The organism is Psychrobacter sp. AOP31-B2-9, assembly GCF_052378005.1.
Taxonomy (GTDB): Bacteria; Pseudomonadota; Gammaproteobacteria; order Pseudomonadales; family Moraxellaceae; genus Psychrobacter.
Map to the genome: position 1 here is coordinate 1 of NZ_JBQSXG010000049.1, position 22,765 is coordinate 22,765.

Here is a 22,765-nt window from a genome sequence, read left to right on the forward strand (position 1 = left end):
GAAAGGGCCTTTTTTATTCATAAACAGCTAGGGCGTGTCCTCATTTTAAAAATGGTGATAAAAATGAGATAAATTGCCGTCAAACAAGGAAAATAGCGCAGATAATATCGAGATATTAGTCAGCTATTTGACACCGTTTGGCAAGATTTAGCTATTTTTAACCCACTTAGATAACTATCGATTGAATTGAGGATATGCCCTAGTATTATAGCTGAGTATGCAAACCACACTCACGGCTTTCTTCTACTTTAGTTGGATCAAAATAATCAAACTCGTTTGGTAGGTTGTTTTCTTCAAGATAACCATCTAGATCAACATCGGTTTTTTCAAATAATGGAGCGACTTTTAACACGCCATCTTTTGATAGGCTAAGCACATCAAGGCCTTGACGGAACTCTGTTTGATCTTTACGAATCGCATTGAACCATACGTCAGGTTTCAGCTCATCTAAAGCGCGGCGGAATGGCTCAAGTTTTACTTGGTCAGTAAACTCACCATGCTGTGGGTTATCAATACCCGGGATACCGTTCATGGTTGCATCACGATGTGCCGCTGTTTGTTTAGGTATATAAGTCACAACGTTTAGGTTAAGGTCACGAATCACTTTATTAGCGAACTGATACGTCGCATCAGTATTATAGCCTGAGTCTACCCATAGTACGGTGATGTCAGGACGCTGCTTAGCAACCAAATGCAGGATTGCTGACTCATACGGACGAAAGTTAGTCGTGATGATTGGGTTTTTTGCTTGAGTCAGTGCCCATGCCACGATTTCTTCTGGTGATTTACCTTGCAGGTCTTGATTGGCTTGGTCGATATTTAGATTTGGGTGTAATTGGCTCATGGTATATTCCTTAAATGGGATTGATTTGATAAAAGGGTTTAGCACAGGCCCTCAATGTAAACAGCAAACTTTGAGTCGGCTGAAAACGAGGGCATGCTGTAGTAAAAGTTTAAGTTAGTTAAACACCTGCAAACATCGGTAATGCTGCGGCATCTCGACCGCCATAGCTGCTGGCAAGCGCATTGAATGCTTGACGAATATCAGAAATAGATTGCATGTCGTGCTCACTAAGCACAAAGCTGTCGACGCCTACGCGTAATAAATAGGCAATTTGATCACGGCCAAAATCACCAGTAACGCGAATCTCGCCTTGATAGCCAATTTGGCGTAAGGTTTGCGCGAAGCTAAAGTTACGTCCATCAGCGAACTTTGGCACATGTATGACGATAAGCGTCTGCGTTAATAGCAGCTCACTTAACGCTATTAACGCATCTGTGTCTGTATCAGCAGTCACCCATAATCCAGTATGACTGCTATGCTGGATTATCAGCTCATACACTTCTTTGACTAAGCCAACTCCTAGCGTGCCTGAAGCATCTAACAAATCAGCAAGTGGCACTAGCACATCAGGTTTTTCTTGTCGTTGTAAGAGCTCAAGTAAAGTAAGGTCTACAGAGGCGATTCCATCTGGTAGTGTCTCAGTGGTCAATACATGCCAGCTGTCCTGATGACTAATATCGACACCCTGACTATCCAAAATATGGTGATTAGCCATAGACCTTCTCCTTAAATGGATCAATACCGACACGCTCAACCAACTCACCAAAGCTTTCTACGTCGTTATCAGTGGTAGCACGTAGATCAACATAGACATCAACGATCTTTTGAATTGTGTCAGCAACTGCTTCCGTAGGTACGGATCGACCGAGTATCTTGCCAAGCTTGGCATTGTCGCTAGAGTTGCCGCCAAGGCTAATCTGATACCAGTTTTCTCCCTTTTTATCGACACCCAAAATACCGATATCGCCAGTATGATGATGGGCACAGGCATTGATACAGCCCGACATATTGAGACGGATATCGCCAAGATCATAGAGATAGTCAAGGTCGACAAACTGCTTTTCTATTTGTTCAGCGATGTTGTGGGTAGTGGCATTAGCAAGTGAGCAATAATCCCAACCTGGACAAACAATCATATCCGTGAGGGTGTTAATATTGGCACGAGCTAAATTCAGCGCTTTTAGTTGTTGCCACAACTCGTACAACTCATTGGTTTGTACATCAGCAAATACTAGGTTTTGTTGGTAAGTGCCGCGCAATTCACCAAAGCTATGTTTGTCTGCAAGGTCAGCCAACGCGTCCATCTGTGACTCACTGACATCGCCTGACGGTACGTATTTACCATCAACCAACCCTGCTTTCAAAGAAACTACTACTGCACGGTATCCATTGACTTTGTGTGCGACAGTATTTTGTTTATACCAATTGGCAAAGTCTTTATCAGCGCTCAATTGCTGCTGTAAATCAGACTGAACTTGTAGCGCATCGAAGTCCGCATAATCAGGCTCACTGAAAAAGCCCATGGCGGTTTCAAAATTTGCATCAGTCAGTGTCAACGGCCCGTCTTTGGTATGCGCTTCCCACTCAGCATTGACCAATTTAGCAAATGCAGGTCCACCTAAGGTATCGACCAATATTTTGATACGTGATCTATATTTACTGCCTTTATCACGGCGACCATGCAGATTATAAACACGTAATATAGCGTCTAAATAACTGAGTAGATGCTCACGTGGCAAAAACTTATTGATAACTTTACCAAGCACTGGGATACGGCCAAGTCCGCCGCCAACCAATACTTCAAAACCAATCTCGTCATCCTCATTTTTCTTCAAGTGCAAACCAACATCATGCACTTGCGTCGCTGCGCGATCTGTCTCTGTACCGATAACGGCAATCTTAAATTTACGTGGTAAAAAAGCAAATTCAGGATGGAACGTAGACCACTGACGAATAATCTCGCAATAAGGACGTGGATCCGCAATCTCTTCTTTATGGATACCAGCATAAGGGTCAGTGGTGGTATTGCGAATACAGTTGCCAGATGTTTGAATAGCATGCATCTGTACCGATGCCAATTCTGCCAAGATATCTGGCACTTCTTCTAGTTTTGGCCAATTCAACTGGATATTGGTACGGGTCGTGAAGTGTCCATAACCTCTATCATATTTACGAGTAATTTCTGCTAGTTTGCGCAGTTGGTAACTGGCTAGTAAGCCGTAAGGAATGGCGATACGTAACATCGGCGCATAGCGCTGAATATAAAGACCATTCTGCAAACGCAGTGGCAAAAACTGTTCTTCTGGCAGCTCGCCTGCCAAAAACCGTTCGGTTTGATCGCGAAACTGAGCGACTCGTTCCTCTACTAAGTTTTGGTCAGCGTAGTTATATTGATACATGACGTAATCTCAAATTTGTTTTTAGACTTAAAAGCAGCGACGAAAATGATTTGCGTGTGTAATAGGTTTATTGCCGTTCGCAATGCGCACAATTCAGCTTTACATCATATAAGCTTGCGCTTAAAAACATAAATTCCTTTAAGACATATCCATATCCAAACACAGCATAAATTTTCATAACGAAAGTTAGGTAGCCTATGCTTATCAAATTTAAAGCGCAATGCCACAACCATTTCTTAAGCCACTTCTTACTTTCTCAGCACTATTTTTGAGGTTTTAAAACGACTATGACAGCTTCTATTATTAATAATCAGCCATCAAAACTTGTTCCGCCACACGGTAGCAATGAATTAAAGCCGTTACTACTAAGAGGGGATGCTCGCGATGAAGCGATTACGCTTGCCAGCACATTACCGACGATCACCTTAAGCTCTCGTGAGCGTGGTGATTTAATTATGTTTGGTATTGGTGGTTTTACACCGTTGAATGGCTTTATGAATCAAGCGGATTGGCAAGGCGTGGTTGACAACATGCGCTTGCAAAGTGGTGACAACGCAGGCTTGTTTTGGCCGATTCCTATTACGTTGTCAGCACCTAAAGCGACTGCTGACAGCCTTAACTCAGGTGACAAAGTGGCACTGGTCGCTGAAGATGGTGAAGTGATGGGCATCTTAACTGTGGAAGAGACTTACACCATCGACAAAACGCATGAGTGTCAGCAAGTATTTACCACAACAGATTCAGAGCATCCAGGTGTTCAACAAGTATTGAACCAAGACGATGTCAATATCGCAGGTAGCGTAGAAGTACTCAGCGAAGGCGAGTTTCCAACATTATATCCTGAAATTTATAAAACGCCCGCTGAAACACGCGAAATTTTGGATGCCAAAGGCTGGAAAACGGTTGCGGCATTCCAAACACGTAACCCAATGCACCGTTCACACGAATACCTTGCCAAAATTGCCATCGAAATTTGTGATGGGGTCTTAGTACACTCTTTGCTCGGCGCGTTAAAGCCTGGTGATATCCCAGCAGAAGTGCGTCAAGAAGCAATTAAGACCTTAATCGATAACTACTTCCAACAAGATACTGTTATTCAAGCGGGTTATCCACTAGACATGCGTTATGCCGGACCTCGCGAAGCATTGTTACATGCTGTATTCCGTCAAAATTATGGTTGTAGCCATCTTATTGTAGGTCGTGACCATGCTGGTGTTGGTGATTACTATGGTGCCTTTGACGCGCAGGCCATTTTTGATAAAGTCGGCAAAGATGACCTCATCACCCAACCATTAAAAATTGGCTGGACCTTTTGGTGTAATGCTTGTAATGCGATGGCCTCTGACAAAACTTGCCCGCATGACGCCTCTGAGCATGTCAAAGTATCGGGGACTAAGCTGCGTAAAGCCCTATCAGAAGATGAAGAAGTGCCAGATAATTTTAGTCGCCCAGAAGTGCTACAGATATTGCGTAATTACTATGCTGGTATCGCAAAAGAAGAACGTGCCGAGGTGAAATTAACGGGAGCATCTGCGGTATAAGTATTATAAAAACATTATAAAAAGTTAATAAAAAAGGTGTCGGGCTTATCGTCTGGCACCTTTTTTATGTTTACAATTTCTTACCTGTTTCAGGTATAGGCTAGGGCGGGTTAAATATTCCAAACATTAGGGCTGTGGATCGCCAAAATCGCTTATGCCAAGTTAAACACTTGATAAGCGAATTCGTCACTAAGAGTCTAGCACACAAACTGCTAGCATATCTTTTATTATCCATCGGGCAAAATCCAAAATATTTAAAGCTTCAATACTAATAATAGAGCAATCAATATTTGGTTAGTACCCTATCATTTATTAAGAAGAAACATATGCGATCACAGGTATCTAATATCAGTTTAAAAGTTGGTAGTGCATGGGCAGTCGCCTTACTGATAACAGGCTGTAGTCCTACTGAAGCCACGCAACAAGACACACCGACAGCGGGAGACTCGCAGGATATCAGCTTACTGAATGTCTCTTATGATGTATCACGTGACTTTTATAAAGACTACAACACTCTATTCAGTGCAAGTTATGAAAAAGAGCATCCAGGTAGTAAGGTCAAGGTCAATCAATCACATGGTGGCTCAAGTAAGCAAGCGCTGTCTATTGCTAATGGTTTGCAAGCAGATATGGCAACCTTAAACCAAGAAAGCGATATGAATCTGTTGGTAGAAAAAGGGCTGGTAGCCACTGATTGGAAGCAGGCGTTCCCGAATAATGCAGTGCCTTATACCAGTACCATGGTGCTATTGGTACGTAGCGGCAACCCAAAAAACATCAAAGACTGGTCGGACTTGGCACGCAATGATATCGATGTGGTCATACCGAACCCAAAAACCAGTGGCACAGCGCGTTATGCTTTCTTAGGAGCGTATGGTTATGGTTTGCATCAATTTAAAGAAAGTGTGGAAGCTCCAGCCAAAACTGATGACTTCATCAAAAAACTATTAGCAAATGTGGTCACTTATGACAATGGTGCGCGTGCAGCGACGACCAGTTTTACCCAACGCGGGCTAGGGGATGTGCTCGTCACAACTGAAAATGAGGCAAATTTGGCTGCTAGGCAGTTTGCTAAAGGCCAAGTCGATATTGTGTATCCAAGCTACTCTATAGTAATTGCTAATCCAGTGGCAGTCGTGACCGGTGTTACGGATAAAAGCGGTAAGACAGATGCCGCAAGTGCTTACTTACAAGGTCTGTGGGATGTGCCTGCTCAGCAGCTCATGGCAGAGATGTACATGCGCCCTAGTAATGCAGAAGTACTGGCTGCTCATAAAGACACATTGCCTGAAATTGCAACTTTCGACCCAGTATCTGTTTTTGGTACTTGGACGCAGATTATGGATACGTTCTTTATCGATGGTGGCCGCTTTGATCAGCTGGCTCGCGTAGAAAAATAGCTTTTTAACACTCATTTGACTGGCTGACTGTCGAATAATAGGCGCTGCAAGCGTTTGTGTTTTTGACGCTTCATCAACAGTATTTTTAGTGGCTCCTGAAAATAAATTGACAAGTTTGTAGTTATCGCCTAGTTATTCCGTTTTGGCAATAACATACGCATATTCATCATTAAACATAATAAGATGGCACTGTTAGCATACTTGCATTACTTAACAAATATTTTTGAGGGATTTATGACACACGCAGCTGGTTATCAACAAAAAAGTAAAAAACTGAATGTTTTGAGCATTGCAGGCGTTGCATTAACGTTGGGTTTGGCTGGTTGTAGCAATGGCGATACGACTGCCAATGCGGACGGCGCAGCCGCGACAGAAGGGCAAGATATCGAGTTGCTGAATGTCTCTTATGATGTGGCCCGTGATTTTTATAAAGACTACAATCCGTTATTCGTTGAACACTATAAAGCTGAAAACCCAGACAGTAATATCCTAATCAAACAGTCACATGGTGGCTCAAGCAAGCAGGCACTGTCTGTTGCTAACGGTTTACAGGCGGATGTGGCCACGATGAACCAAGGATCTGATATTGAGCTGCTTGAGAAAGAAGGCTTGGTTGAGTCAGATTGGGAAAGTAAATTCCCTGATAATGCAGTGCCTTTTACCAGTACTATCGTGTTTTTGGTACGTAAAGGTAACCCAGAAGGCATTAACGACTGGGAAGATTTGACCAAAGATGGTCTTGAGATTGTCATGGCTAACCCAAAAGTGACGGGTAATGGTCGTTATGCATTCTTAGGTGCGTATGGCTATGGTTTGCATGCCTTTAATCAAGATGAAGCAAAAGCTAAAGGCTATGTCAAAGACATGCTAAAAAATGTCAAAGTCTATGAAAATGGCGGCCGTGCTGCCACAACGACATTCGTTCAGCGTGGTATCGGTGACGTCTTAGTAACCTTTGAAAATGAAGCCAACCTTGCAGCGACCGATTTTGGTGCGGGTCAAGTCGATATCGTTTATCCAAAATACTCTATCAAGTCAGAAAGCCCAGTGGCTGTTGTCAAAGCTGTGACAGACAAAAAAGGTACAACAGACGCCGCAAAAGCGTATCTTGATTACCTATGGAGCGAGCCTGCTCAGCAATTGGCAGCCGATCTTTATCTACGTCCTAGTGTACAAAGCGTACTAGAGAAAAACGGTGACAAATTACCACCAGTTGAAACTTTCCGTCCGAATGACGCCTTTGGGTCATGGGATGACATCATGGGTACTTACTTCAGTGATGGCGGCGTGTTCGATCAATTGGCTATCAATGCACCGCAGTAGCAATTGACTAAGATTGCTCATTTATTCAAAGCAGTGACTTTACTACCAGTTAGGTGATGTGGTCATTTAGGAAAACTTCATAAAGGACATGGTCGTACGCACTGTGTCCTTTATACCGTAAGCATCTTAATAATAAGTTCGATATAACATGGTCTTACGATAAGTACCATCAGTTAGGCAACAGGACATCACTATGAGTGCAACATCTTCTTCTGCCAGTAAAGCCCCTGCTAAGAAAGGTTGGCTAACACGCTTGCGTCAACGCAATGTACTGCCAGGTTTCGGTCTGAGCATGGGCATTACTGTTTTTAGCTTATCGCTATTGGTGGTGTTGCCGTTTGCGATGATGGCTTATACGACAACGCAAATGGGTTGGAGTGGCTTTTGGGAGACCATCAGCCAGCCGCAAGTGACGGCTGCTATCAAGCTGAGCTTATGGATGTCTTTTTTAGCCATGCTTACTAACATGGTGTTTGGTACCTTGGTTGCTTGGGTGCTCGTACGTTATGAGTTTTGGGGTAAGTCTTTAATTAATGCCTTGGTCGACCTGCCATTTGCCTTACCAACAGCGGTTACTGGTATCTCGCTTGCTACGCTTTATGCTCCCAATGGGTTGATGGGTCAATGGTTTGCTAAGTTTGATATTCAAGTGGCGTTTACGCCACTGGGTATTTGGTTGGCGTTGGTCGTAGTCAGCTTTCCCTTTATCGTCCGTGCTGTGCAGCCGGTACTCGCTGAGCTATCAGTTGAGTTTGAGGAAGCGGCTGCCGTGCTAGGCGCCAATCGCTTAACCACCTTTCGTAAAGTAATTTTACCGGAGTTGTTACCAGCATTATTAATGGGTGCAGGTATGATGTTTGCTCGTGCCACTGGCGAATATGGCTCGGTGATTTTTATCGCAGGTAATATTCCGATGCAGTCTGAGATTTTACCGTTGATTATCATCAGCAAGCTTGAGCAGTTTGATATTCAAGGCGCCTCTGCTGTCGCACTATTTATGCTGCTTATCTCATTTGTGATTCTGTTAACCATTAATATCGTACAGTGGAAGCTGTCACGCCGTGTAGGAGCACGCTAATATGCAAATATCTAATAGCTACGACTACCAGAGTAACGCAGCCACCAAAGATGCACCATGGATACGTCGTATCTTTATCGTTATTGCCGTACTATTTATGGTAGTGATGTTAGTGATCCCTTTATTGGCGGTGTTTTACGAAGCCTTTAAGGGTGGCTGGCAGTTGTATATTGCCTCACTTGTCGATCCAGAGGCACTACAAGCCATTAAGCTAACATTGATTACTGCGGCCATTGTTTTACCGATTAATATGGTGATGGGTATCGCGATTGCATGGTTGGTCACTCGCTATCAGTTTAAAGGTAAGCAGTTGGTTACCACGTTACTTGATTTGCCATTTTCTGTTTCACCAGTGGTTGCAGGCTTGATGTTCATATTGCTATTTGGACTCAACTCTACGGTTGGTGGCTGGCTTGAGAGTATGGGGTTCCAAATCATTTATGCGGTTCCTGGTATTGTATTAGCGACATTATTTGTCACATTCCCGTTTGTCGCACGTGAGTTGATACCGCTGATGCAAACTCAAGGTGATAGTGAAGAGCAAGCAGCACTCACATTGGGCGCTTCTGGTTGGCAGACTTTTTGGCATGTGACGTTGCCAAATATTAAATGGGCACTGCTATATGGCCTAATTTTGACCAATGCGCGGGCGATGGGTGAGTTTGGTGCAGTCAGCGTCGTATCAGGTCATATTCGGGGCGAGACCAACACCATGCCACTACTGGTTGAGATTGCTTACAATGATTACAACTTTACAGCCGCTTTCGCTTTATCTAGTTTACTTGCTGCATTGGCATTGATTACGCTGCTTATCCAGCAAATCATGACTAAACTACAAGAGCGTAAGTTTGCCAAATCTGGGCGATTGGATAATATACCTGAGATATCATTAAGTACTGAGACAACGGTTACAGACAAGGTATAAGTGAGACATTACTGTTTATTGGTAACGCATGACTGACATAAATGGTCACTAAAATATATATAAGAGACATCATTATGAGCATCGAAATTCGCAACATCAATAAAAAATTTGGTGATTTTACAGCCTTAGATAATATCAATATCACCGTACCAACTGGCAAGCTAACGACATTACTAGGACCGTCGGGCTGTGGCAAAACCACTTTGCTGCGTATCATTGCAGGTCTTGAGTATGCTGACTCTGGGCAGGTGTTGTTTGATGAGTTAGATGTGACGAACACGCCTGTACAAAAACGTCACATCGGCTTTATGTTTCAACATTATGCGCTGTTTCGTCACAAAAATATCGCTGATAATGTCGCGTTTGGTCTCACTTTGCTGCCAAAGAATGAGCGACCAAGCAAAGCTGATATTAATAAGCGTGTGGCAGAGCTATTAGAGTTAGTGCAGCTGCCACAGATTGCCAATGCTTATCCACACCAATTATCAGGTGGTCAGCGTCAGAGAATTGCACTGGCACGTGCACTTGCAGTAAAGCCGAAATTATTATTGCTTGATGAGCCGTTTGGTGCACTAGACGCTAAAGTTCGTAAGGAGCTACGTACGTGGTTAAAAAATATCCACCATGAGCTGGGTATTACTAGCATTATGGTTACTCATGATCAAGAAGAGGCGCGTGCAGTATCTGATGAGATTGTCGTTATGAATCAAGGGCGAGTGGAGCAGGTAGGGACATCAGAAGAGCTGATACATCAACCAGCTAGCACCTTTATTAGTGAGTTTTTAGATTTGGTTTAAATAGTCGACATACTTCATTAGAAATAAAAAAAGACCTATGATAAATAGGTCTTTTTTTGTAGGGTATGTCTGAATATTCTTAATACGAAACATCGTTAACCAGGCTTTGGCATGGCAATATCTTTAGTAGATATTTGCTCATAGGTAATATCTAAAATTTCTTGACACCATTCTGGTAAGTCATCGGACACTTCATACCACATCCATGTACCATCTCGTACACAGCTTAAAATACCCAGTTCTTTCAAATGATTTAAATGACGTGATATCGTTGGTTGTGGCTGATCTAGTATCTCTACTAACTCTCCCACGCAGCGTGATTCTTTTTTAAATAAAATTTGAAATATTTTTAAGCGGGTCGGGTCAGATAAGACTTTAAACAGCTCAATAGGTCGTAACGTAAAATTATTGTCAGACATAGTATGATCCCTATAGGGCTTTTGTTAATAGAAGTTAAATATAACAGTAGTTGTGCATAAAATCGATTAAAAAGTGAGCTAAATTACAGTTTATCGTTAATTTACTACCTTTCATCTATATCATAACATACATATTTATATTCGTTTAGATAGATTAAAGGATGCAATATCCTTGCCAATTATGCAGAATTCCTTAAAAAAACATTTAAATACTATTGAAAATGATAATAGTTATCGTTATGATAGGTCAATCAATAAAGATGATTGATTGGTTGTCCAGTGACGAAAATTAAGTTGCATAAGATGATGATTATCAACTCTTTAAACTGACTGACAGTCAAATAGTTATTGAATAGTGATGTTCATAGGAGCCAGTTCATGTACGTATGTATTTGCAATGACGTAAAAGAAAAGCAAATTCAGGCAGCGATTGCGTCAGGCATCGATACGCTTGATGGTCTAAAAGATACGCTAGATGTGGCAACTTGTTGTGGCTGCTGTGAGCCTATGGTCAATGACTACTTAGATGAACATCATGCCAAGCTTGATGAATTAGCGTACGCTGTTTAAGCATTAATAGCTCATCTCGTTTCTATTCTGTTTTACCATTCTCAATTTTCTATCATTCTCAATGTAGATGCCACCCGAACTCATATTGACATAAATACCACTAATTACTTACTCTATCTACCATGGATAGGGTAAGATTCTTAGTGTTGATGCGCTTATTTTTAATAAAATGGATATTGTTGACAGCAGCCACTTAGGTGCCATTAATTGACACATTTATATATTTAATAGCGTCAAAATATCCAAATATTGTCATAAGAATAAGCCGTGCATTCCATTCAAACGATAGCCCTCCACATGGGCTAAAATAGTTTATGTTGTCATTTTTAAGTCACACGATATATAGTCAAAGCCCTCTAAAATGAATACAAGTCATCTAAACGCAGATTGTACAAGTAGTACATCTTGTGAGAGTAACGCCGTAGCCATTTAATAATTATCTAACGATATATAATGACATGATCTAGCCAGTTATTATTCTCGACTAGCATCTTGTTCTCAACTAGCATCTTATTCTCAACTAGCATCTTATTCTTAGTTCATAATGTTACAAGCTGGATAACAGCCTGTATGCTATTATGTGTCTCTAATATTGCAATAAATTCTGTTGATTTTGATACTAAGTAATTGGTTTGTTGATCAGACTGTCCTGATGTAGGTCATTTTGATTGTAAGACGATATACAAGGTAGATATAGAGGAGTACACGTTATGATAGGCAGCCAAAAAGTCATTGATTATTTAAACTTTTTGTTAGGTGGTGAGCTTGCAGCTCGCGACCAATATTTTATACATTCTGAAATGTATGCTGAATGGCATTACGGTAAACTTTATGAGCGTATTCATCATGAAATGGCAGATGAGACACTACATGCCCAAGCCATTATTCGCCGTATCTTAATGCTGAGTGGCACGCCAAAAATGACTGTTGATACCATCAACATTGGCTCTACTGTCCCTGAAATGCTACAGCTAGATTTGGACTTAGAGTACAAGGTACAACAACACCTAAAAGACGGCATCGCTATCTGCGAAGCAGAGCATGACTATGTGACACGTGAAATGTTGGTTGAGCAGTTAAAAGACACTGAAGAAGATCACGCTCATTGGCTCGAACAGCAATTGCGCCTTATTAACATGATTAGTCTACCTAATTATCTACAAAGCCAAATGGCTGAAGTGACTCCTAATCTTATTTAACACTACGCTAGATGCGTATATAAATAAGAATAAGCTCAAACAACACATATGGAGAAAGATAATGAAAAGTAATAAAGAGGTTATTCGTGCTTTAAATAAAGTGCTTGGACAGTCGTTGATCGCTATCAACCAGTATTTTTTACATGCTCGTATCGCACGTCATTGGGGATTAGAAGCCCTCAATGAAAGTTTTTACAAACAATCTATTGCTGAGATGAAATGGTCTGATGATTTGATTGCACGGATTTTATTGCTAGGCGGTTTACCGAATTTGCAAGATTATGGCAAAATATTTATCGGTGAAGATGTGGCTGAAACGATTGACTGCAACTTACGTTTAGAAAAACAGAAGTTTGCTATCCTTACTGATGCTATCACGTTATGTGAGACAGAGTCTGACTATGTTTCTCGCCAGCTATTGGTTACCTTAAAAGATGGTAATGAAGAGTATGAAGACTGGTTAGATACACAAGAGGATTTGATTGAAAGCGTTGGGATAGAACGATACATCCAATCACAAATGAATGATGATGACGCGCCTTAAGTTGATGTGATTAATAAACAGAACATATTCTCTAAACTTGCCAGCTTGTGATTGGTTATATACCAAAACATAAGCTGGCATTTTTATGCCCAATGTTTTGTACCTAACATTTGAGAGGCTCTACTTGACCAAATCATACTTAATATAGACCACGACCATCTTCAGGTTTTAGCCGTAAAAAATACAATCCTGAAAGAATGGTTAAGACACCAAGTATCCAGTAGGTGGCTTGAAAAGCAACCAATGTATCTAGCGAAAATCGATCACGCAATAAATTAAGTACGGCTGCGCCGAAAGCAATACCGAAACTGATCGCTAGCTGTTGATTAACAGCCATTAAACTGTTACCACTGCTGGTCTGTGTACCATGAAGATCGCCAATAGTAATGGTATTCATCGCGCTGAACTGCATGGAGTTACAAGCACCCATAATTGTCAATATAGGTATAAACCAAAGCCACTGTGAAGGGTCATCAAACTGCGCCAACACAATGATAAGCGTGCCCATAAAAAACGTGTTATAAACCAAAACAGTGCGATAGCTATAACGTTGAATAATTTTACTAACCCAAGGTTTGATACCCATAGCACCAACTGCAATTGGAGCAAGCAACCAGCCTGCCCGTGAAGGTGAGTATTCAAATACCACTTGTAATAGTAACGGCAGTAAAAAGGGAACAGAACTGATACCGAGGCGTGTGAATAAATTACCTGTAATACCAATTCGGAAAGTGCGAATATCAAACAGAGTCAATGGAAATAGTGGTGCAGATCTTCGTTTGGCGTGCCATACATAAGCAGCTATCAGCATACTCGCTCCCAAAGCAAGTAATAACCCATAGATACCTCGGCCTGTTTGCGAACCAAACTCTACTGCAAGCGTAAATCCACAAGCCGCCGCTGCGAATAATGCAAACCCCGCCCAATCCAGTCGTTTAGTATCCTCAAATAATGCCGGCACGAGTTTTTTACCCATGATAAGACCGGCAATACCCATCGGGATGTTGATTAAAAATATCCAGTGCCAACTGGTATATTGTACGATATAACCACCCAATACTGGCCCTACTAACGGGGCAACCAATGCTGGTATCACCGCAAAGTTCATGACTGTTAAGAGCTTATTGCGTGGATAGGACTTAACCAATATCAACCGAGCAACGGGAGTCATCATCGCACCGCCAATACCTTGTACAATGCGCGAGCCAATCAAAAAATCTAACGTCGACGATGCAGCACATAGTAACGAGCCAATACAGAACAGAATAATTGCATATAAAAATACGCGGCGAGTACCATATTTATCGGCTAGAAAACCACTGATAGGAATAAATATTGCTAAAGTGAGCGCATAACTGATGACCGCCCATTGCATCTTTAATGGCGATTCACCTAACGCCTGCGCCATTTGCGGTAATGACGTATTTAAAATAGTGGCGTCCAAAATTTGCATGAATAGTGCGACCGCTAGCACATAGGGTAGGTACTTTTCTTGCATTGGAGTCAGGGTGATTTTAGACTCATTTTTATTAAGCATAGTAGACATAAATCATATTTTAGTCGATTTGATCGATTGTTAGTCGAAAGCGTTATGGGGTATGTGGAGTAAATTATTTTTAGTTAATTATGTTCGATTAACTATGTTCAATTAAGAGTATTTGAGTAGTGTAGAAACCAGATTGGCTAAAATGAATGCCAATCATCCACAAAAAAATGACTAATGGTAAGATTAAGGTCTGCTGAACATTCAAATTTGAATGTTCAACAGACCTTAGATAAAGTCATTTTACGCACTTTTATTTGTTATTATCTTGTATAATTATTACTCGACAATTTTTCTAAATTAATATAATAGTCATATTTATATCGTTTACATTTTACGATGTAGCTGTTCTCGAGTATGTAATCATATGTATAAACGACAGTCCGTTGCACTCATTGTAACATTGATAGTTGTCACACTTTTAGTATTAATGATCAGTGATGATGAAACTGGCAACCCCGCTGCCACCACCAACGACAGCTATTCTGCTGACAATACAGTAAACGGTACTCATATTCTGACAGATGGTTGTAGGGACTCAAAAAAAACTAAACGGCACTTATTGGAGGAAGTCATCTCGGAATTTTTTGATGGTGACTTTAGTGAAGCTGGTAAAAAACTGGCTTTTTTAAATATGTTTAGTTTAAATGCATGTGATGGATACTCAGAGATGCCTAAAGTAACTCCAAACATAGATGACAATATTGAGATTGAGATTGAAAAAGATAGTGAGATCCTTCTTGAAACAGTCATTCTGCCGCCTATTGAAACAGGTGCTGAAGACGATAATATCATCACGTTTGATAGCCATTTACATAACTTCCCATTAGCCTTTAATACGTGGAACGATACTTATCAGTTCAATCATGATATTCCTCATCGGGGTTATCAAGTTTTTTATATGCATTCAGATAATCCATCGAAGGTAATAGAAAGAGGGTACGTCACAGGAGTGGCAAAAAAATATAGTTGGAGTAACTTTAAAAATATACCATCAGAAAAATTCATGGCATATTGGGTAGGCTCGTTAAGCGTACCTGAATCGGGGTTTTATCAAGTTTTGATGAGTAAAAGTCACTCTAGGGCACGGGTGCTTATCGATAAACATATTATCATTGAGGACAACAAAGGCGGTGATGATATGCAAAAAGTATATATACCAGCTGGTAATCATATTGTCGAAGTTGAATACCGCAATGGCTGGCATACAACAGATGTGGCAATGGATATCAGTCCTATGGATAATGTTAAACAAGCTGAAGACCCAAATCAAATTTTATCCACCATCAAGCAGCGATACCCAGATGTTGTAGCATTATACGCTGGTGTTTATGAGGCGGATAATCAAGCTGTCGTGCTAGATATACCAGCTATATCCAAACCGGTAGTATTATACTTAAGCTCTTATGAGGCCATTAAATGGCAAATAAACAATACTCGTAATACCAACATAGTAGGAGTTGTTTACGTAAGCTCTCATAAAGGGTCGCAAGTCCAAGGTCTCACACAACAAAGTGCTATCATAAACGCCGATATAAAGAATTTTGGTTATAAGAACAATATAGTATGTCACTGCAATCATGATGGCTATCAATGCAATGTGAAAGCTGCTCATGTAGCGGGTGATATCAGCACAGGTAACCCATACCAAAAATACGGTATTGATATCATCCAGTTTGTAGGCAGTTATTCTACTGATTATTTCACTTTTCAACCCTATAGCGGTGAATGTGCTACTGTAAGTTCTATCACAACCAAAAAGTAATAGGATATGTTATGAGTCAAGACAATAATAAATATGTACCGCCTAAGATTTGGACACAAGATAAAGAAAGTGGTGGTAAGTTTGCTAGTATTAATAGCCCAATAGCTGGCGCGCGTCATGATAAAGAATTACCTGTGGGCAATGCGCCATTACAGTTATATTCGTTAAATACACCAAATGGCGTCAAAGTAAACATACTATTAGAAGAATTGGCTGAGCTTGGTATCAAAGGCGCTGAATACGATGCCTATAAAATCGATATCTCAGAAGGCGATCAGTTCGGTTCAGGCTTTGTCGCCATAAATCCTAACTCAAAAATCCCTGCTTTGGTCGATCACTCTAATAATGAGTCTGTTGCCTTGTTTGAGTCTGGTGCTATCTTAATGTATTTAGCAGAAAAGTTTGGTCAATTTATACCGTCGTCACTTGGCAGAGCACGGGCAGAATGTCTATCTTGGGTGATGTGGCAAATGGGTAGCGCGCCTTTCTTAGGTGGTGGTTTTGGACACTTTTATGCATACGCACCTGAACCACTTGAGTATCCAATCAATCGCTATACGATGGAAACTAAGCGTCAGTTAGATGTACTCGATAAGCACTTAAAAGATAATAAATACATGTGCGGTAATGACGAGGCTGATTATAATATTGCGGATATGCTTATTTGGTCGTGGTATGGTCAGCTAGTGCTCGGTAAGCTCTATAATGCTGCAGAATTTTTACAAGTAGATAGCTATATCCATGTAAAGCGTTGGGCAAATATGGTTGCTGAGCGTCCAGCCGTTAAGCGTGCCGTAGAATTATCATTAAAACCCATCGAATAAATAAGCTGAGTAATAATATTTGTCTATAGCAAGGCTTGTTTTATTCTTAAGCCATGACAGCAGCGCTTTACCTGTTTGCAAGGCGAGAGCTATGCTCGAGTGGAGGGCAATACTACATTTGAATATTTAACAGACCCTAGCCTCATTAAATCAATATGGGTATTAGGGTTGCTCTGTACTTATATATGTTTACATTGATGTAATCATAGACTTTTGCGTTTACATAATAGTACATTATTATGATGGACAGAAACATTAATACGCTAATATAGCAGGGACTATCTTATTAGTAGTTGTTTATATAATATCTATTAATAAGTAATGATTATTAAGAGTGATAACTAAAAATGGGAAAAGCAAGCACTGAAAATAGCTAGTGTTCGCCGCAATATTGACCACACTTAGATAAAAGTTGTTCAGAATTATCAAGATAGAAGTACTTATCAGTTATGACAATTCAACGGCATGATTCACTTAAGATATAATGTTAAAAAAATAAAAAAGACACATTCATGATAAAAAATAAAATACGATTATCACTGTTTACAGCTATCAGTACTGCTTTAGTTAGTACAGCAAGTTTGGCAAATACAGGTGCTGAGCTGACCAGTCAAGATTGGCAAGTTGTTTGTGACAACACTCGAACATGCCGATTGGCAGGCTATCAAGCAGAAAACAATAGCGAATTCCCTATATCTATATTACTCACACGCCGCGCAGGGGCAAATGCTAGTGTGGACGGCAAAGTTAAAATTGGGGGTGCGAAAGATAGCTCCTCTAAGGCCTTGATGCAATTGGGCAACCGTCATCGTATATCATTGTTTATCAATGATAAAGATCATGGTGAAACCAAACCATTTTCGACTACAGCAGGTAGTGCTGAGCTTACTGAAGCACAAGTGACAGCATTGTTAGAGGCACTAACCAAATCCAGTAATATTGAGCTAGTACTACGCAACTCACGTTGGCAGCTATCTGATAGAGGCGCCAATGCCGTTATGCTTAAAGCAGATGAAGTCCAAGGACGAGTAGGAACATCAAGCGCCCTTATTAACCGTACTGATGCAGTTAAATCTAACAGCAGTGTATTATCACCAAAATCTGCCCCAGTTTTACGCTTTGTCATGCCTAAGCCAAATGCAGTGGCAAGTAATAAGAAAAAGTTTGTGATGAAGTCCTCGCAACTGGCAGCATTGATGAAAGAAACCATGAAAGATGCTGACAGTGACTGCCCAAGCTTATCAGATAAATCACCATGGCAAGTTAATCGTCTAAATGGCTCACAATTAATAGCCCAGCATGATTGTTGGACGAGTGCTTACAACAAAGGCTCAGGTGTTTGGGTCATCAATGATAGTAAACCTTATAACCCAAAATTAGTGACCACTGATGCCACTAGTTATGACAAAGGTAAGATAAGCTCTGTACAAAAAGGTCGAGGTATTGGTGACTGCGTAACCAAAATCGACTGGATATGGACAGGAAAGACATTTGAAAAAAGTCATGAAGGTAGCACTGGGCTGTGTCGTATGATTGAAGCTGGTGGTGCGTGGCAATTGCCTACTTATATTACAGATGTCAAAACAACACAATAAACCAGAAGTTTAAGATAGCCAAGGTTATTTTTATGGTTATCAAAAAAAAGGTACAGATGTAATTTTATTGTGATATACTACGTCGCCACGTTAGCTAGGGCTTTCGTGAATTATGAGATTGATAACATCGCCTGCGATTTTGGGTCTAGGATGACCATAAGTAATTGTTGCCGATGATTTTGTGTACTTAAATAACATTTAATAGCACTGCTAGTTATTTTTGACTCATATCTTATCTACTGTTCCATTATTATGGATTAGATTGGTTGTTATTAGCGTTTATTTGCTTTGGATAAAGCATTAATAATATGCCTATATCAGACAAGGATAAGACACTCGGCACTACCACCAAAATACGTCAGACAGCACGAACGCATTTATTATAGAAACGACAGTTTTATTGGCTGAGTTTCTGACTACCGACACAATTATGTGGCTCGGTAGTTCTTTAATAAAAGCGGCGTGGTGAACGGTTATCAGTGGTATGCATCAAGCTTGCTGAATGTACAGCAGCTTATACTTACCAAGGATTACTATGACTGACATCTTATCTACAATCGCCGCTGAAAACGGCATCATCGAAAATACTGACACCCCAAATACTGATGCTCAAGCGGCTACTCCTGACGCTGCTGAAGAAAAAATCACTTTTGCTGAACTTAATATTGCCAAGCCGATTCTTACCGCGCTTGATCGCAGTGGTTATACCAATCCCACACCTATTCAAGAACAGGCTATTCCTTTTGCTCTAGCAGGCCGCGATTTATTATTATCAGCACAAACGGGTAGTGGTAAAACAGCCGCATTTGTCATCCCAGTACTTGATCGTTTAAGCCGTGCCACTAGCTTTGATAAACTAACCAAAGCACTTATCCTAACACCAACGCGTGAGCTTGCTCAGCAAGTACATGATAGTGTGCGTACTTATTCTAAAGATATGCGTGGTCTCTTCTGTGTACCATTGGTTGGTGGGGCACCATATAATGGTCAGATTACAGCGCTAAGAAAAGGCGTTCAGGTAATCGTAGCAACACCTGGTCGTCTATTAGATCATATCAAGGCTGGCCGTGTTGATTTATCAAATCTTGAAGTGCTAGTACTTGATGAAGCTGATCGCATGCTAGACATGGGTTTTGCAGATGATATCAGTGATATCTTGAGCGCAGCACCGACCGATCGTCAAACCATCATGTGTTCTGCAACTTGGGATGGCCCAGTAGGTAAAATCGCTGCTAGCTTCACTAAAAACCCTGAGCGTGTATCTATCAAAGTTGAATCAGCGCACATCGAAGAAAAAGTATACTACTGTGATGATTTCGATCATAAAAACAGATTGCTTGACAAAATTGTTTGCCAAAAAGAAATGGATCAAATCATTATTTTTGCTGCAACTAAGCGCAGTACTGAAAAGCTAGCAAAACAGCTACAAGAAGCTGGTCATAAAGCAAGCTTCCTACACGGTGATTTGCCACAGAGCAAGCGTAACCGTATTGTTCAAGACCTGCGTAATGGCAAATGTAAAATTCTAGTGGCAACTGACGTTGCTGCACGTGGTCTAGATGTACCAGCTATCTCGCACGTCATCAACTATGACCTTCCACGTCAGACTGAAGATTACGTCCACCGTATCGGTCGTTGTGGCCGTGCTGGTCGTACTGGTGTTGCTATCAGCTTATGTAGCATGGATGATCGTCCACAACTAGCTGCTATCAACCGTTACCTAGATCGTAAGATGGAAGTGTGTGTCATCGAGGGTATGGAAGCTAAGAAAACTTACGTACCTAGCGAAAACAAAGGTCGTGGCCGTGGTCGTGGTCGTGGTCGCTCTAACGGCGGCGGTGGTCGTGGTCGTTCAAGTGGTGGTTATGCTGGTCGCTCTAACGGTGGTGGTAATGGTCAAGGCCGTGGTCGTTCAAGCGATAGTGCTTCAACTGGTCAACGTGCTAGCAATGACAGTGGTTATAAAGGTAAGCCAAATGAGCGTTCAGGTGGCAAGCCTTATCAAGGTAAACGTACTGGTGGTCCTAGCCGTAGTGATGGCAATGGTGTTCCACGCGGTGATCGCGCTGCATCTGGTCGCGGTCGTCCAAGCGGTAGCCAAGGTCGCCCAGCAGGTCGTTCTGACAGCCGTGGCCAAGGTCGCTCAAACGGTGGCAACCGTGGTAACAACTCGTAATAACGCTATTATTAACGGTTAATAAATGGTTGAATAAGACCGATTAATTTAATCGCATGACATCGTATAATTCGGCATCAAAAAGCCAGATACTTGTTATCTGGCTTTTTTGTGTCTAATGATTTGGCATTTGCCATTGCGTGACTTTTTTTGCTTGTCTATACTGGCAGGTTTTTATCTTCTGCATTGGAGCTATGGGATGCTAGACCTCTCTCATTTAGCAATTGATAGTCTGCCATTGGCTTTTGGCGTTATTATGGCCATTATCGGTTTGGTGTTTTATACCCAAGGGTTACCTGGCAAGTTCTGGCAGCGGTTTTATGCCGTACTACCAGGTATTGTTTTGTGCTGCTTTATACCAGCCACTTTAAATAGTTTGGGTGTATTTGCTGATGGTGTTGGCTCACAGATTTATGGCTTCACTGCCACGTACCTACTACCAGCCAGTTTACTGCTGATGACACTGTCAATGGATGTGCCAAAAATATTAGGCTTAGGCTGGAAAGCCATTGCTATGTTCTTTGCGGCCAGTATCGCTATTATTATTAGTGGTCCTATCAGTTTGGGCGTGGCTAAATGGATATCACCTGCGATGTTTACCGATGATACTTTATGGCGTGGGTTTTCGGCAGTGGCAGGCAGTTGGATCGGCGGGGCAGCCAACCAAGCAGCGATGAAGGAGCTATTTGGAGTCAGTGACGATTTATTCGGTATGATGATTTTGGTGGATGCGACCAATGCTTCGCTATGGCTATTGGCCATACTGGTGATGGCAAAACACAGTGACAAGATAGATCGGTTTTTGCGAGCGGATACCAGCAGTATCGATAAGGTCATTAAAGCGGTCGAAAGCTATGATCGCGATCATGCCCGGCCAGCAACTATCAACGATTTGATGGTGATGTTTGGATTATGCTTTGCCATGGTTGGGGTCGCGCACTTTGTTGGTGGACAAATTGCAGGTTTTTTTGCGCCATACAAATGGGCGGTACAGTATAGCTTTGCCAGTTCATTCTTTTGGATGGTGGTCATTATTACATTAATAGGCGTGATATTTTCTTTTACCAAGATTCGCAGGCTTGACCATGTTGGTGCCTCAAAAATCGGTACAGTATTCATTTTTATACTAATTGCTGCTATTGGTATGCAAATTAATTTGGCTGGTATTGTCTCACAATGGCGATTACTGCTTATCGGTCTGTTATGGATGAGTATTCACGTCGTGATTATCTTTGCTGTTGCTAGAATGATACGAGCGCCATTTTTCTTTTTGGCGGTTGGGTCTAATGCCAATACTGGCGGCGCATCATCAGCGCCAATTGTGGCCACGGCATTTCACCCCTCACTTGCGCCAGTGGGAGTGTTTTTGGGTATATTAGGCTATGCGGTTGGGACGTTTGGTGGTTACATCAGCACGCAATTAATGAGGTTGGTGGTGACTTGAAAATAAGATTTTAAGTCACACAATAAAACCAATGAACCCGCTACGAATATATATCATAGCGGGTTCATTGGTTTTACTATCTTCAACGCTAGGACTTATTAGCCGAACACTTTTAAACGTTCATCTACAGGCTTAAACGCCTTGTCACCTGCGGGCTGCTCGATCGCACCAAATACCATTTGTGCAACCAATTCCCAGTTCTTGTCCACACTCCAAGCATCAGCAACTTTGCTATCAATGATAGGATTGTAATGCTGTAAGTTTGCACCGATATCTAAACTGGACAATGCCATCCAGATCATATACTGATGCATGGCACTGGTATGTTCAGACCACACTGGGAATTTGTCAGTATATAACGGTGCCGCTTCTTGCAAAC

The 22,765-nt window shown here is 41.4% G+C and carries 19 protein-coding genes and 1 pseudogene; 14 read left to right on the forward strand and 6 right to left on the reverse strand.

Annotated elements, in window-relative coordinates:
- Positions 1-205: 205 nt before the first annotated feature.
- The 3 genes from ACT3SX_RS07425 to ACT3SX_RS07435 all read right to left on the reverse strand — a co-directional run bounded on the left by ACT3SX_RS07425 (position 206) and on the right by ACT3SX_RS07435 (position 3,243).
- A complete protein-coding gene (locus ACT3SX_RS07425; protein WP_192519216.1) occupies positions 206-844 on the reverse strand; it encodes a phosphoadenosine phosphosulfate reductase domain-containing protein in 639 nt (212 codons plus the stop codon).
- A 118-nt stretch (positions 845-962) separates the two neighbouring features.
- The gene (locus tag ACT3SX_RS07430; protein ID WP_192519217.1) at positions 963-1,559 is read right to left on the reverse strand and encodes a DUF934 domain-containing protein; all 597 of its coding nucleotides are present in this window, start codon (positions 1,557-1,559) and stop codon (positions 963-965) included.
- Positions 1,552-3,243 (reverse strand): nitrite/sulfite reductase, encoded by a 1,692-nt coding sequence (locus ACT3SX_RS07435; RefSeq protein ID WP_192519218.1) that lies wholly within the window; start codon positions 3,241-3,243, stop codon positions 1,552-1,554. The genes ACT3SX_RS07430 and ACT3SX_RS07435 overlap by 8 nt, the downstream gene beginning before the upstream one ends.
- A gap of 287 nt (positions 3,244-3,530) precedes the next feature.
- On the opposite strand from ACT3SX_RS07435, the gene sat reads away from it, so the two are divergent.
- The 6 genes from sat to ACT3SX_RS07465 all read left to right on the forward strand — a co-directional run bounded on the left by sat (position 3,531) and on the right by ACT3SX_RS07465 (position 10,307).
- On the forward strand, positions 3,531-4,784 hold the full coding sequence (gene sat, locus ACT3SX_RS07440) for a sulfate adenylyltransferase (protein WP_192519219.1): 1,254 nt from the start codon (positions 3,531-3,533) through the stop codon (positions 4,782-4,784).
- 326 nt (positions 4,785-5,110) lie between these two features.
- Positions 5,111-6,184 (forward strand): sulfate ABC transporter substrate-binding protein, encoded by a 1,074-nt coding sequence (locus ACT3SX_RS07445; RefSeq protein WP_192519220.1) that lies wholly within the window; start codon positions 5,111-5,113, stop codon positions 6,182-6,184.
- A gap of 234 nt (positions 6,185-6,418) precedes the next feature.
- Positions 6,419-7,507, forward strand: coding sequence for a sulfate ABC transporter substrate-binding protein (locus ACT3SX_RS07450; protein WP_192519221.1), 1,089 nt, complete (start codon positions 6,419-6,421; stop codon positions 7,505-7,507).
- 193 nt (positions 7,508-7,700) lie between these two features.
- Positions 7,701-8,585 (forward strand): sulfate ABC transporter permease subunit CysT, encoded by an 885-nt coding sequence (gene cysT / locus ACT3SX_RS07455; RefSeq protein WP_192519222.1) that lies wholly within the window; start codon positions 7,701-7,703, stop codon positions 8,583-8,585.
- A 1-nt stretch (position 8,586) separates the two neighbouring features.
- Positions 8,587-9,510, forward strand: a complete 924-nt coding sequence (gene cysW / locus ACT3SX_RS07460; RefSeq protein ID WP_192519223.1) for a sulfate ABC transporter permease subunit CysW — start codon at positions 8,587-8,589, stop codon at positions 9,508-9,510.
- Between the two features lie 74 nt (positions 9,511-9,584).
- A complete protein-coding gene (locus ACT3SX_RS07465) occupies positions 9,585-10,307 on the forward strand; it encodes a sulfate/molybdate ABC transporter ATP-binding protein (protein ID WP_192519224.1) in 723 nt (240 codons plus the stop codon).
- 95 nt (positions 10,308-10,402) lie between these two features.
- Here ACT3SX_RS07465 and ACT3SX_RS07470 read toward each other — a convergent pair whose 3' ends face one another.
- Positions 10,403-10,726: an ArsR/SmtB family transcription factor gene (locus ACT3SX_RS07470; protein ID WP_192519225.1), complete on the reverse strand. Its 324-nt coding sequence runs from the start codon at positions 10,724-10,726 to the stop codon at positions 10,403-10,405.
- A gap of 378 nt (positions 10,727-11,104) precedes the next feature.
- Between ACT3SX_RS07470 and ACT3SX_RS07475 the strand changes: the two genes are divergently transcribed.
- The 3 genes from ACT3SX_RS07475 (at position 11,105) to bfr (ACT3SX_RS07485) (ending at position 13,039) form a co-directional block, all read left to right on the forward strand.
- The gene (locus tag ACT3SX_RS07475) at positions 11,105-11,296 is read left to right on the forward strand and encodes a (2Fe-2S)-binding protein (protein ID WP_192519226.1); all 192 of its coding nucleotides are present in this window, start codon (positions 11,105-11,107) and stop codon (positions 11,294-11,296) included.
- 710 nt (positions 11,297-12,006) lie between these two features.
- Positions 12,007-12,495, forward strand: coding sequence for a bacterioferritin (gene bfr / locus ACT3SX_RS07480; protein ID WP_192519227.1), 489 nt, complete (start codon positions 12,007-12,009; stop codon positions 12,493-12,495).
- 61 nt (positions 12,496-12,556) lie between these two features.
- Positions 12,557-13,039: a bacterioferritin gene (gene bfr / locus ACT3SX_RS07485; protein ID WP_192519228.1), complete on the forward strand. Its 483-nt coding sequence runs from the start codon at positions 12,557-12,559 to the stop codon at positions 13,037-13,039.
- Between the two features lie 139 nt (positions 13,040-13,178).
- Here bfr (ACT3SX_RS07485) and ACT3SX_RS07490 read toward each other — a convergent pair whose 3' ends face one another.
- Positions 13,179-14,576 (reverse strand): DHA2 family efflux MFS transporter permease subunit, encoded by a 1,398-nt coding sequence (locus ACT3SX_RS07490; protein ID WP_192519229.1) that lies wholly within the window; start codon positions 14,574-14,576, stop codon positions 13,179-13,181.
- 373 nt (positions 14,577-14,949) lie between these two features.
- On the opposite strand from ACT3SX_RS07490, the gene ACT3SX_RS07495 reads away from it, so the two are divergent.
- The 5 genes from ACT3SX_RS07495 (at position 14,950) to ACT3SX_RS07515 (ending at position 22,386) form a co-directional block, all read left to right on the forward strand.
- Positions 14,950-16,347 (forward strand): hypothetical protein, encoded by a 1,398-nt coding sequence (locus ACT3SX_RS07495; RefSeq protein ID WP_192519230.1) that lies wholly within the window; start codon positions 14,950-14,952, stop codon positions 16,345-16,347.
- A gap of 11 nt (positions 16,348-16,358) precedes the next feature.
- On the forward strand, positions 16,359-17,171 hold the full coding sequence (gene yghU / locus ACT3SX_RS07500; RefSeq protein ID WP_192519231.1) for a glutathione-dependent disulfide-bond oxidoreductase: 813 nt from the start codon (positions 16,359-16,361) through the stop codon (positions 17,169-17,171).
- 512 nt (positions 17,172-17,683) lie between these two features.
- The gene (locus ACT3SX_RS07505; RefSeq protein ID WP_192519232.1) at positions 17,684-18,766 is read left to right on the forward strand and encodes a DUF1176 domain-containing protein; all 1,083 of its coding nucleotides are present in this window, start codon (positions 17,684-17,686) and stop codon (positions 18,764-18,766) included.
- 535 nt (positions 18,767-19,301) lie between these two features.
- On the forward strand, positions 19,302-20,942 hold the full coding sequence (locus ACT3SX_RS07510; protein WP_192519233.1) for a DEAD/DEAH box helicase: 1,641 nt from the start codon (positions 19,302-19,304) through the stop codon (positions 20,940-20,942).
- A 199-nt stretch (positions 20,943-21,141) separates the two neighbouring features.
- Positions 21,142-22,386 (forward strand): DUF819 family protein, encoded by a 1,245-nt coding sequence (locus ACT3SX_RS07515; RefSeq protein WP_192519234.1) that lies wholly within the window; start codon positions 21,142-21,144, stop codon positions 22,384-22,386.
- Positions 22,387-22,484: 98 nt separating this feature from the next.
- On the opposite strand, the pseudogene ACT3SX_RS07520 reads toward ACT3SX_RS07515, so the two are convergent.
- Positions 22,485-22,765: pseudogene (locus tag ACT3SX_RS07520) on the reverse strand (nitroreductase family protein); the annotation flags it as partial.